Genomic DNA, 12387 nt, shown 5'->3' on the forward strand with positions numbered 1-12387 from the left:
TGAATGTAACTTCCCCCGCGTTATTGTTCTTTTAACATTGAATACTTTCGATACGCTTTATAGAAACTGCAGCCAAATAGAACAGCCATAAGGGCGGGAAGCGACCTCAAAAGGGCAAATGGAGTTTCAAATAAAAATGCTTTCCAAAACATTGCGCTTTCCATACTCCACAGACCTTCAGTTAAATACAAACCTGAATCCTTGTAAATCAAATAAGAATAAAACAAGCACAGTAACCCAAAACAAGATGAAAAACTCATTAGTCTTTTATAATAATTACTCTTTGATTGGCGATCCGAGAAGATTTCATTTTGATCATCATCTTCTTTTTGCCAATATCGAGTTCCGCTAAGCCATGGGCTGTTTATATAACTCCAGCCGAAGTCTTCATAGATCTCTTTGTAGTCTTTGAACTTTTTCTTTGATAAATAATCTTGATAATCCAGTCGCATTACATATTTTTTGTCGGTTTTTTCGAAAGTGTATATTCCTAATCCGCTGATATTTGTACAGTGATAGCCTTTTTGTAGGTGCTCGTTCAGCCATTGCTCCTCTTTTTCAATATCAAAAAACATCTTACATTTCTTCATTCGATTCACTTCCTTCGTGCAGGGATAAAATATGAAGTAATCTGTTTTGTTCCATTTTCAAAATGGCGCTTCCTTCCGCAGTTATCATATAAACTTTTCTCCGGCCCGATTCTCCAACAGGTTCAATCCAGCCATGCTTATTCAAGTTTTCAATCGCGCCGTATAATGTGCCGGCTGCTAAAATAACAGTTCCGTTACTCATCTTTTCGATCTTCTGCATGGCAGCATAGCCATGAAGCGGCTCCCGCAGAGCTAATAAAATATAATGCATGGTTTCAGACAGCGGTAATAATTTATGTTTCATATCCTCATCCTCTATTCAGTCTGACTATATAGTTAAACTTAATACAGTTCAACTGAATAGTCAATGGTCTTTTCAAAATTTGTCAAAGGAACTTGAAAATCAAATCTAAAAAGTCGCTTTTCTTACGTAATGGAAGCGACTTCTGAGTAGTCCTATTCAATTAAATGGCCCGATTGTTGGTTGTAATGCTTAACTTCAGTGTTTGAAATGCCGGGCGGTAATAAGATTTCACTTTATCGAATGCCCAGCGTATAAATACCCCGTGAAGGTCCAAACCCTCTCGGCCGCATTAATAATACCAAGGGTTTTGAGTCCCTTGGTATTTTTTGTTCATTGAATTATTATAAACTTCTAACTTAGTTAATGGCTGTCGTTCCAGTTTTTCTCTATAAATGTATTCACAGGCTGTAAGTTGGTTTTGTTCGCAATTTCAATGACAGCGGGAACCACGGAAGGGTCTGTTTTGGAGAAGTTAGGAATCCGCGGATCTAACCGGAAAAAGCGATCTCCCAGCAGATTCGCGCTGACCATGGATTCATAGTAGCCATTTCCGCCGGAGATCATCTGAAGAAATGGCAGTAAAGGTTCATTAGGCGACCTGTCCAAAAGGACTCCCCAATTTGGAGGAAGGTTCTTCAGGTTTTCGGGACGTATGTTATCCGCACTCACCATTCCCCATCCCCTCGTATCTCTTCTTAACCGAGTCGGGGCTTCACCTGTACCGATGGATAGCGCCGCAATTTGATCCAATGGCACGTTGGCTTTACCAACCGCAAACGCGATACTGGCCGTACTGGGGTTCGTTGCCACTACATATCCGTCCACGTAGTTTTGATAGGCGCGCTGCGTCGCGGGAGCACCGCTGCTCCGCAGTATGACATCACTCACTTTCTCATTTAAATAGGGAGAGCCGGGAAAGTTGTGAAATAATACGGGCGTCCAACGATCCAGTGCCGGGGAGTATAATTTGAATGAAGGGACAACAATTCGTTTTCTTAGATCTTTAAGGCGAAGGCCTGGCGGGAAAAAGTTTCGTACCGCTTTAATAAAACCGGAATATGGTAATTGTTGATTGAAAACAGGTCCGCCCGGCCGGGAAGTGCTGAATGCGGGCAGGATTTCATCCTCAAAATACTGAAGTGTTTCCCTCGGAGATCTTCCGCTTGCTAATGCAAGGGCAGTAAATGAACCGATTGAATTTCCCGCAAATACGTGGGTTCGACTTATTAATTCTGGATTTTCTTCAGCCAGTCTGTTCAATAGCTGTAAACTTAAAGCACCTAAGGTTCCGCCCCCGTCAAAGGTCATGATCCGATATTTTGCCAAAGCTGATTTCTCCTTTCTGATGAAAACTATCATTCAGTATATGTTCAGCCAGAGTCTATTGTATGGATGAATGAATATCTCTTTATCTTAAAATTGTTCGATTTATCAATCTAGCGAGTTGTTTCTCACCATTTTTAACACCGCGTCTGTCAATGATGTGGATGGGACTATTTATTTAGAGGCGAAAGGAATATATCTTTAATTTTTTGAGGCAGCTCATGAAGGTATTCCTGGAAAGAAGGAGAATAGGTTATAAAAATAAAAGGGGGAAAACACTTGAATACAATTGACCTTATTATTTTACATTTTGAAGAGGTAAGACGGCGAAGCATCAAGTTATGGGCAGCTATACCTGAGGAAAAAATGGACTGGCGCCCGGATTCCGAAGCCATGTCGTGTAAGGAAATGATAAGACATGTATTAGAAGCAGAATTTCTTTATCATCAAATTTTAATGAAAAATATGAGTGAGTTTTCAGAGGAAACTATTAATCCTTATGAATCAAAAATGTTTACCACTGTAAGCGAAGAATTAGAATTTGCAAAACCGTATCGGGCCGAGTTTTTGACATTCATCAAATCGTTAAACGAAACAGATTTAACAAATATAAAGATTGACAGGTCTGATGTTGGATATATTCGCGAACTAGGAGACATGTTATTAAGAATCGCTTACCATGAGTCCGTACATACCGGTCAGCTTTTAGACTATCTCAGAACTGCTGAAGTGGACAGGCCTTTAATTTGGGACTAGTTAAATGATAGAGTTTTACAAGGAAAGCGGAAAGAATGGAATATAAACCGATTAATTTTCAAGAGAAATTAGCTGCGTTCCAAGATCAATGGTCTCCAAAAGTAATCGCTGAAATGAATGACTATCAATTTAAACTTGTTAAGGTACAAGGGGATTTTGTTTGGCATAAGCATGACGAAACAGATGAAGTCTTCATTGTCATTGAGGGTAATTTAATCATTGAATTTCGTGATGGAGAAGTAACATTAAATGAAGGTGAAATGTTTGTCATTCCGAAAAATGTTGAACATAAACCTTATGCAGAATCAGAGTGTAACATTTTGCTTGTAGAACCTAAAGGTGTTGTGAATACCGGGCAGGAAATAACTGATCAAACAGCTGAAAATGATGTCTGGGTCTAGCCTGTAACAAAAAAATGATCAAAAATCCGAAAGATCGAAGACGATTAGAGAAAATGATCAGGAAAACCAATTAAGAATGATTTAAGGTAAATTATTGAAAAATTTTGTTAATATTATAATACATTGTTTTGAAATGTAATCATTTTATAAGGAGTTTTCTAATTGCGTTGGAGTAAATGGTTCAATATTTTTTGTATAGCAGCATTGGGGTCAATATATGGCTATAAATTGTTTACTAACCAAGAAGTCAGTACGACTCGTGTAATCATAGCTGCTGCAATTATCTTGTGGAACATTGTCGGACTTTTTAGCAAAGAACCAGTAAAACAAACACAGCAAGCAAACTAAAAGCCAAAAAACACTTTCCAATCGTTCAACAAAAAGTTGGTACAGAAGGATGCTGCAGCGCGCAGCATCCTTTTTATCATTTTCACAAAAAAACCAAGGGTTTAACCCTTGGTTTTTTCGTAGTCTCCCTTTTTACGCTGCTTATCATAAACATTTAAGTTTCATCAAGTATCCAGAATCTGTTGTATCGATAAATGAAAATTATCCTAAAATGTGCCGGTTCATCAAAATACCAGTCCAAGCTGCAGTTATTTCTTTACATAGTATGTAAAGATTAAAAGATGAGAGAAGGAGTGGCGTAATGTATTATAACGAAGGTGAAGATCAACAGTACGTTCAGAAGAAAAAGCCATACAACGAAGCCTGTGACCTTGGCCATGATTTTGATATGGCGGACGACGCAGCAAGAGCGGAAGCAGCAAGAGAAGCAGAAGCGAGAGCCAGAGCGGAAGAGGCAATAGCAAGAGCGGAAGAAGCAAGAGCCAGAGCAGCAGAAGCAGCAAAAGCAGCAGCAGAAGCAAAGGTAGAAGCGGCAAAATTAGCAGCCAAAGCGAAATGTAAAAAACGTCATAAGAAAGAGAAAAAACAGGATTGCAAACGTAAGCACAAGAAGAAAAAATAAGATCTTTTCATCATGTAAAAGATAAGATTCAATGTGTATTGATTTTAACCGTACAGGGGTGCAAAAACGATAAAGAATAAGATTCTTTGTCGGGGGATCAAGCAGAAAGATTGCTCAGCCGGTGTCTCAGCAGAACCACGCATGGCAGGGCAAACATAATTTTCTATGGACTTCCATAGTTTGGTCGGGATATCACGCCAATAAATGTAAGTGCCTATCATGATAAAAAAGGCAGGAGAGACAAGAGTTTCGGCAGCTTGCCGCTCTTGTCTTTTTTTTTGTTTTTATATCATCTTCGCGTATATGTATCTATTTTTAAGTTTGCAGAACATCTGTCTAAGAATTTGTCCAATTCCTACATATACTGGTATCGGAATCAAATGCTTATTGGGAGTGAAATAGATGGGATCAGCACAGTTAACAGGACGCGTCATCTTCAAAGGGGACCCCGGCTATACACAGGCGGTTAAGAATTGGAACCCTTATGTTGATGTCTGTCCGCTTGTCTTTGTTTTTGCACAAAATTCATACGATATAAGTAATGCTATTAAATGGGCTCGTGAGAAGAATGTGCCTATGCGTGTCAGAAGCGGCCGCCATGCTCTGGATAAAAATCTTTCCACGGTAAGTGATGGAATTGTTATTGATGTGAGTGACATGAATAAAGTTTTCTTAGATGAAAAAAACGCGGTAGCAACCGTTCAAACCGGCATTCACGTCGGCCCGCTTGTAAAAGGTTTAGCTCGGGAAGGTTTTATGGCCCCGTTCGGAGACAGTCCAACCGTCGGAATCGGAGGAATCACAATGGGAGGCGGATTTGGAGTGCTTTCCCGATCGATCGGCCTGATAAGCGATAACCTTCTCGCACTGAAAATGGTAGATGCCAAAGGCAGGATTATTCAAGCAAATCAATCCCGCAATGAAGATTTACTGTGGGCTTCCAGAGGCGGCGGGGGAGGCAATTTCGGATATAACACCCAATATACATTCAAAGTTCACCGTGCCCCTAAAACCGCAACCGTCTTTAATATCATTTGGCCGTGGGAACAGTTAGAAACGGTATTTAAAGCGTGGCAAAAATGGGCGCCGTTTACAGACGAACGATTAGGATGCTACCTTGAGATTTACAGCAAAGTAAATGGCTTGTGCCATGTGGAAGGATTGTTCCTCGGTTCAAAACCAGAGCTGGTTCAATTATTAAAACCTTTATTAAATGCCGGAACGCCGGCACAAACAGTAATCAAAACACTATACTACCCGGATTGTATAGATTTCTTAGATCCTGACGAACCGATTCCCGGCAGATCTGATCAGAGTGTTAAATTCTCCTCGGCGTGGGCGCTCAATCTTTGGCCGGAAGAACCTATTGCAGTAATGAGACAATTTTTAGAAAAAGCGACTGGGACAGAAACCAATTTCTTTTTTATCAATTGGGGCGGCGCGATAAGCAGAGTACCAAGCAGTGAAACAGCCTTCTATTGGCGCCGTCCGTTGTTTTATACGGAATGGACGGCCAGTTGGAAAAATAAATCACAAGAAGCTTCGAATCTTGCATCAGTTGAAAGAGTGCGTCAGCTGATGAAACCATATGTAACAGGTTCATATGTGAATGTTCCGGATCAAAATATCGAGAACTTCGGAAAAGCATATTATGGCTCAAACTTTGCAAGGCTTCAAAGAATAAAGGCGAAATACGATCCCGAAAATGTATTCCGTTTTCCGCAAAGCATCCCGCCATCGTATAAATAGTTTGATCGTTTTGGGAAACAAATAAAATGCTGCGTTTGCATTCTAAACATCATTATTGGAGCACACCAGAACATTTAGGTGTGTTTTTATTGATGTTTTCATTTCTGAAATGTGGTTATTCACTTATATCCCAGTGCGGATTCCAAACGATTTCCCATAAGTGTCCATCGGGGTCTTGGAAGTGACCGGAGTATCCGCCCCAAAAAGTATCATGAGCGGGATCAGTTATCGTTGCTCCTGCCTGTTTTGCCTGTTCCATGACTTTATCGGCTTCAGCTTTACTGCCAACATTATGTCCTCATGTAAATTCTGCAGGGCTTGGCGCAGTTAACGTAACGTTTGTTTCATGTGCGATGTCTTTGCGGTTCCAAATGGCAAGTTTCAGTCCTGTTTGTAAGTCAAAAAAGGCAACTGCGCCATGTTCAAATTCTGTACCGACTATTCCCTCTGTAGGCAGACCCAAGCCATCTCGATAGAAGTGAAGCGATTTTTCTAAATTGTCTGCGCCTAAAGTAATTACTGTAATCCGCGGCTTCATAGCAATCATTGATCAAGAGCAATATAAAGTATTGGACATTTTCATTGAAAAGATTTTGACATTTCAGTAAAGAACCTATATATTCATATATGAGCACATAATCATATGAGGTTATTTTTTTGTCCATGTTAGAATGCTTCATAACAGAAAAGAAATAATAAATGCAGTGTATGAGATAAGGAGGAGATTTTTATGGGTCACAATCACAATCACGCTGGCGGATCCAATAAGAAGGTTTTATTGATCTCTTTTATCATGATTACAGGTTATATGATAATAGAAGCGATAGGCGGATTTTTAACCAATAGTTTAGCGCTTTTGTCAGATGCAGGCCATATGCTGAGTGACTCGATCTCATTAATGGTTGCTCTGATTGCTTTTAAATTGGCCGAAAAAAAGGCAAGTCATCATAAGACATTCGGCTACAAACGATTTGAGATTCTCGCAGCTGTGATAAACGGTGTTGCATTAATATTGATTTCCCTTTATATCATTTATGAAGCAATCAAACGTTTCTCTCATCCGCCGGAGGTAGCAACAACCGGTATGCTGACGATTAGTATCATCGGGTTAGCTGTAAATATATTGGTCGCTTGGATTATGCTGAACGGCGGAGATACAAAGAATAACCTGAACATAAGAGGGGCTTACTTACATGTGATAAGTGACATGCTCGGATCTGTAGGTGCCATACTGGCTGCGATCCTTATCATCTTCTTCGGGTGGAGCTGGGCAGATCCAGTGGCCAGTGTCATTGTGGCTATTCTTGTTCTGAGAAGCGGTTACCATGTGACGAAAGACTCCATTCACGTATTAATGGAAGGAACTCCGGGAAATATCGATGTCACTGACATCATTCATACAATTGAAGAGACAGAAGGAATTCAAAGCATTCATGATTTGCACATATGGTCTATCACAAGCGGATTGAATGCTCTTTCCTGCCACGCAGTTGTTAACGATCAACTGACCATTTCTGAAAGTGAAAGTATTTTACGCAAAATTGAACATGAACTTGGAGATAAAGGCATTACACATGTAACCATTCAAATGGAAACAGCAGCGCATAATCACGACAATACGATTCTTTGTCAGGCCCAAACTGAGAATCCGCGTGACCATCATCATCATTAAAGAAGGAAATAGGGACTCACTTTGTCTGCTGACAATTAAGATAAAACCGGAGGGGGGGATTCATATGTACGACACGATAGTAATCGGAGCCGGTCAGGCAGGAATCTCAGTAGGATATTATCTAAAGAAGTCGAAACAAAAGTTTATCATTTTGGATAAAAGTCATGAAGTGGGAGAAAGCTGGAACAACCGGTATGACTCATTGGTTTTATTTACTTCTCGAATGTACAGCTCTTTGCCTGGAATGCAGCTTGAAGGAGACAAGCATGGACTCCCTTCAAAAAATGAAATTGCTGCTTATCTGAAAAAATATGTTGAAAGATTTGAAATCCCGATCCAATTACGGACAGAAGTAATAAGTGTCCAAAAATTAAAGAACTATTTCTTAATAAAAACAAACCGGGAAGAATATCAAACGAAGAATCTTGTGATGGCCGCAGGTCCTTTTCATACCCCTAATATTCCATCAATATCAAGGGATGTAGCCGATCATATTCATCAATTACATTCTTCACAATATAAACATTCAAAACAACTGGCGCCTGGGAATGTACTGGTAGTCGGCGGCGGGAATAGCGGGGCTCAGATAGCTGTTGAATTATCCAAAGAAAGAGTTACATATTTGGCTTGCAGTAATAAACCGGTTTATTTCCCTTTATGGATTGGAAAAAGAAGCATCTTTTGGTGGTTTGATAAATTAGGAGTTTTACATGCAAGTCATACATCAATATTAGGCAAGTTCATTCAGAAGAAAGGCGACCCCATATTTGGGTATGAATTAAAACATGCAATAAGACAGAAGAAGATCATCTTAAAACAAAGAGTCATAGCCGGAAAGCAAAATGAAATGATTTTTAAAGATTCATCTTCATTAGAAGTAAACAATATCATTTGGGCAACTGGTTTTAAGAATCCGCTTTGTTGGATGAAAATAGAAGGTGTTTTGGATAAGGAAGGCCGAATTATACATCACCGGGGTGTTTCAGCTGTGGAAGGATTGTATTTTATTGGTTTGCCTTGGCAGCATAGGCGAGGTTCAGCGCTGCTTCAAGGTGTAGGAAATGATGCTGAATACATTGTAAAACAAATGAACGGCGGATAGACAGAGGAGAGCAGTAACTTACGTGTTTACTGCTCTTTTTTTGTGTTGAATAAGTCCGGTTATGTGACTGTGTAAAGCCGAAAAAATCTTTTGGCTTAATTAATAAGAAGATCCCTGACTCATTGATTGTGCAACATTCTGACGTACTTCCCGAGCTAACTGCGCGGCACGTAAGGAAGCCTGCCAAATAGCCGGACTCACTGCAGATTGACTGATGGATAATGCCTGTTGTGTGGCTGGAACCATTGGTCTTAGGAGATTTTCCGCCTCGTCTACAGATGACGCGTATTGGTGACCGGCTGCTCTTCTCAGGTCTGCTATCGCTGCGGGGAAGTTTGACCATAGACGAAGTATTGAATTCATGCAGCCAACCATAAGAGGAAAATGAGGAGCCCGGCCTTGTCCGGCGGCGAGAAGCTCTGCTGCGCCTAAAGCGGAATAAACGTGATAGCTCAACGGAGTAAGATATTTCGCGTGTACAGTATGAAGTTCTCGTAATCCCCAAGTGTCTGGAAGAAATCTGAATTCTGAACTCATACCGCATCCCAGAGCGAGTGCTCTGCTGACAGCCTGCAAGTGTTTCACTACCGCAGCCATTGATTGTTGAAAGGAGGATGAGTGTATTGGAATTTGTTGAATCGCAGATAAATGGCTTCGCATTTTATGATTTGCCTGGCTTAAATCAGGCTGCTGTCTGTAATCATATACATAATACGGATAATAATAATAATACATATCTAAACTCCCTTTATGAATGACTTTTAGGAGCAGGATATGCACCCAGATTGTTTTTGATAAGGGCATGTGCCTAAATGAATCCATCAAATGTTGATGAGTCTGAATATTTTAGCCTTCCAAAACCAATTGGATAAAACAATTATGGCCGAAGCAATGAAGCAGGCTCTCTTTGCCTGCTTTTTTTGTGTGTCAGCCTTTACATCTGACATGTTGAGTTGTCTGAAACTGTACCTTTTTAAATGTCAGACAGTGTTATATGATACTCTGCAGATATTCAAGAATATGTACTTGGAGGACATTCTCATGCGAAATTTTAATGTTGCTATCCCTACGCCTTTTCATGAAGATGAAAGTTTATATGTAGAAGGATTTGATGCTATTGTCGAACATTTGAAAAACAGCGGTATCCATTCGTTACTCATATGCGGCACGACTGGTGAACAGCATTCACTCAGCATAGATGAGCGTCTTCAGATCATTGAGTATGTTAATCAGCGAAAATTTGAAGATGTTGAACTGATGTTCGGTGTTTCAGCCGTAAGAACCAGTGATGCCGTCAAACTGATGAAACACATCGAGAAAACCAATATTGATTCTGTACTGATTGGTTTTCCTCCTTATATAAGACCGACACAGCAGCAAGCCGTTTATTACGTTGACGAACTTCTCAGTCATACCTCTAAAGAGGCTGTGCTTTATAATAACCCCGGCCGGACCGGTTTTAATCTGAGTGAGAAAGCGCTTAAAGACTTAATAAGCCGGCATCCCGGGATAAGGGGGCTGAAAGAAGGAGGAGACGTTCTGCGTCATAAACAAACAGAGTTCCCTGATCACTTTATTTTGTTTGCGGCAGGGGACGTTGAATTTCCGAAGATGCTGAGTAACGGGTGTAACGGCCTGTCAAGCATGGCCGGAAATGTCTATCCTGAAGAAATCAGAGAAAGCTTCAGCAGCTTATCAGAAAATAAACCGATTAATCTGGATCGAATAAACGATCTGATTGCTGAAGTGACAAATCATCATACTGTCATGAATATAAAAAATCACTATAGGAAGATTGGGATTCAAGCAGGCAGCTGCCGGTCACCCATTATATAAGAAATGTTCCGTCGCGGATAAGTGAAAAATGTGATCAGCGCGCTTTCTGTACTTGGATTAGGCTTAATAAGCAAGTTATATAATACTGTCATTAGCGGGGGCGTAAGCATTTGTTTAGCTTTACATAAGGGAAACCTTATGATATGGTGATTATTGCTAATATTGACAAGAAAGAGGTGAAAGCGATGATAACGATTTATGGAATTTTGTATGGTAAAAATGCAAAAATTGGAAACATTTTGGCGGACAAAGGGAGCAGTCTGTCCTTTTTTAAGCCAAATCACCATACAAAAACAGTTATCGGTGCTTTTTCTCTATGTCAAATAAACGATAATCCAATGACATAATGTCCTTGTTTATTTGTGCATGATGTTATTTAAGCGTAACACCGATAATTGTGTCGGTGTTTTTTTGTGCCTGATTTTAAAAAAAGGTTAGATGATCACTCCCTTCTATTTACTCAAACAAACAAGAGTATTATGGAAGGATGAGAAAACATGCAACAAAAAAACAAGTATATAAGAATTCAAGAGTTCCTGAAGCAAAATAAATTTCCTGATTTTAGAATGAATCAAATCAAAAATGCTGTATTCCAAGGGAGAATAAATCATTTCAATGAAATAACGGTTCTTCCTAAATCCTTGAGAAAATTGTTAATAGAGGAGTTCGGAGAGTCAATTTTAAATATTGCTCCTTTAAAAGTGCAGCATTCTGAGCAAGTTACAAAAGTCTTATTTGAAATTTCAGGAGACGAAAAAATAGAAACGGTTAATATGAAATATAAAGCCGGTTGGGAGTCATTTTGTATATCCTCGCAGTGCGGCTGTCATTTTGGCTGTAAATTTTGTGCAACAGGAGATATTGGTTTAAAACGCAATTTAACGTCAGATGAAATGACTGACCAAATTTTGTACTTTCACTTAAAAGGACATTCAATTGACAGTATTTCTTTTATGGGAATGGGAGAAGCATTAGCGAATGTACAAGTTTTTGATGCTTTACATGTGCTTACAAATCCGAAGTTGTTTGCTTTAAGCCCTCGCAGGTTATCTATTTCGACCATAGGTATTATTCCGGGCATTAAAAAAATCACTCAGGATTATCCGCAGGTCAACCTGACGTTTTCATTACATTCTCCTTTTAATGAACAGCGAAGCAAGTTAATGCCGATTAATGAACGCTACCCGTTATTGGAGGTAATGGACACATTAGATGAGCATATACGTGTGACCTCAAGAAAAGTTTATATTGCTTATATTATGCTGCCGGGAGTTAATGATTCTATTGATCATGCGAATGAAGTAGTAAATCTTTTAAGAAGCAGATATAAGAGAGGGAACTTGTTCCATGTAAACATCATTAGATATAACCCGACTGTTAGTTCACCTATGAGATTTGAAGAAGTAAATGAGAAACAAGTTGTAAACTTCTATAAAAAATTAAAGTCAGCAGGAATTAACGTGACCGTCAGAAGTCAATTTGGCATTGATATAGATGCTGCTTGCGGACAATTATATGGAAATTATCAAAAAAATAAGAACCAATAAATCAGGTGCAGAACTCGGTTTGACTTCATATTATTTCATTTGATAACATAAAATGGTTATCTTGATTGAAAAAAAGATACCCGTTTTTATAAAAAAAGGAGTCATAACGTTGGGGACTGCCCCCCGTTTTTGAGACA

General features: G+C 39.5%; 14 protein-coding genes and 1 pseudogene. 10 read left to right on the forward strand and 5 right to left on the reverse strand.

The window, feature by feature from the left end; genetic code table 11:
* Positions 1-20: 20 nt before the first annotated feature.
* From D5S11_RS18890 to cotR, 3 genes are all read right to left on the reverse strand, one after another.
* Positions 21-590 (reverse strand): DUF2812 domain-containing protein, encoded by a 570-nt coding sequence (locus D5S11_RS18890; protein WP_007409565.1) that lies wholly within the window; start codon positions 588-590, stop codon positions 21-23.
* On the reverse strand, positions 577-894 hold the full coding sequence (locus D5S11_RS18895) for a PadR family transcriptional regulator (RefSeq protein ID WP_007409564.1): 318 nt from the start codon (positions 892-894) through the stop codon (positions 577-579). Before D5S11_RS18895 ends, D5S11_RS18890 begins: the two co-directional genes overlap by 14 nt.
* A gap of 360 nt (positions 895-1254) precedes the next feature.
* Positions 1255-2220 (reverse strand): sporulation hydrolase CotR, encoded by a 966-nt coding sequence (gene cotR, locus D5S11_RS18900; protein WP_108725153.1) that lies wholly within the window; start codon positions 2218-2220, stop codon positions 1255-1257.
* 276 nt (positions 2221-2496) lie between these two features.
* Here cotR and D5S11_RS18905 point away from each other — a divergent pair, with 276 nt between their 5' ends.
* From D5S11_RS18905 to D5S11_RS18925, 5 genes are all read left to right on the forward strand, one after another.
* A complete protein-coding gene (locus D5S11_RS18905) occupies positions 2497-2973 on the forward strand; it encodes a DinB family protein (protein ID WP_020955386.1) in 477 nt (158 codons plus the stop codon).
* Between the two features lie 35 nt (positions 2974-3008).
* On the forward strand, positions 3009-3374 hold the full coding sequence (locus tag D5S11_RS18910; protein ID WP_020955387.1) for a cupin domain-containing protein: 366 nt from the start codon (positions 3009-3011) through the stop codon (positions 3372-3374).
* A gap of 162 nt (positions 3375-3536) precedes the next feature.
* Complete coding sequence (locus tag D5S11_RS18915; protein WP_094032110.1) at positions 3537-3722, forward strand: hypothetical protein; 186 nt, start codon at positions 3537-3539, stop codon at positions 3720-3722.
* A gap of 301 nt (positions 3723-4023) precedes the next feature.
* Complete coding sequence (locus D5S11_RS18920) at positions 4024-4344, forward strand: hypothetical protein (RefSeq protein ID WP_007409557.1); 321 nt, start codon at positions 4024-4026, stop codon at positions 4342-4344.
* 402 nt (positions 4345-4746) lie between these two features.
* On the forward strand, positions 4747-6093 hold the full coding sequence (locus D5S11_RS18925) for an FAD-binding oxidoreductase (protein WP_032866845.1): 1347 nt from the start codon (positions 4747-4749) through the stop codon (positions 6091-6093).
* A 115-nt stretch (positions 6094-6208) separates the two neighbouring features.
* Here D5S11_RS18925 and D5S11_RS18930 read toward each other — a convergent pair.
* Positions 6209-6631 (reverse strand): annotated as a pseudogene (locus D5S11_RS18930) (VOC family protein).
* A gap of 192 nt (positions 6632-6823) precedes the next feature.
* On the opposite strand from D5S11_RS18930, the gene D5S11_RS18935 reads away from it, so the two are divergent.
* Both D5S11_RS18935 and D5S11_RS18940 read left to right on the forward strand, forming a co-directional pair.
* Entirely contained in the window at positions 6824-7765 is a 942-nt protein-coding gene (locus D5S11_RS18935; RefSeq protein WP_007409554.1) for a cation diffusion facilitator family transporter, read from the forward strand.
* A 64-nt stretch (positions 7766-7829) separates the two neighbouring features.
* Positions 7830-8867, forward strand: a complete 1038-nt coding sequence (locus tag D5S11_RS18940) for a flavin-containing monooxygenase (RefSeq protein WP_007409553.1) — start codon at positions 7830-7832, stop codon at positions 8865-8867.
* Between the two features lie 99 nt (positions 8868-8966).
* Here the strand turns inward: D5S11_RS18940 and D5S11_RS18945 are convergent, their stop codons facing one another.
* Positions 8967-9602 (reverse strand): hypothetical protein, encoded by a 636-nt coding sequence (locus tag D5S11_RS18945; protein ID WP_039252591.1) that lies wholly within the window; start codon positions 9600-9602, stop codon positions 8967-8969.
* Positions 9603-9908: 306 nt separating this feature from the next.
* Between D5S11_RS18945 and D5S11_RS18950 the strand changes: the two genes are divergently transcribed.
* The 3 genes from D5S11_RS18950 to D5S11_RS18960 all read left to right on the forward strand — a co-directional run bounded on the left by D5S11_RS18950 (position 9909) and on the right by D5S11_RS18960 (position 12250).
* A complete protein-coding gene (locus D5S11_RS18950; RefSeq protein ID WP_020955390.1) occupies positions 9909-10703 on the forward strand; it encodes a dihydrodipicolinate synthase family protein in 795 nt (264 codons plus the stop codon).
* Between the two features lie 143 nt (positions 10704-10846).
* Complete coding sequence (locus D5S11_RS18955; RefSeq protein WP_007409550.1) at positions 10847-11050, forward strand: hypothetical protein; 204 nt, start codon at positions 10847-10849, stop codon at positions 11048-11050.
* Between the two features lie 150 nt (positions 11051-11200).
* Positions 11201-12250 carry a Cfr family 23S rRNA (adenine(2503)-C(8))-methyltransferase gene (locus tag D5S11_RS18960; RefSeq protein WP_007409549.1) on the forward strand — a complete coding sequence of 350 codons (1050 nt, stop codon included), beginning with the start codon at positions 11201-11203 and terminating at the stop codon, positions 12248-12250.
* Positions 12251-12387 lie beyond the last annotated feature (137 nt).

The organism is Bacillus sp. L75 (assembly GCF_003676355.1).
In the GTDB taxonomy this organism is placed as follows: domain Bacteria; phylum Bacillota; class Bacilli; order Bacillales; family Bacillaceae; genus Bacillus; species Bacillus velezensis.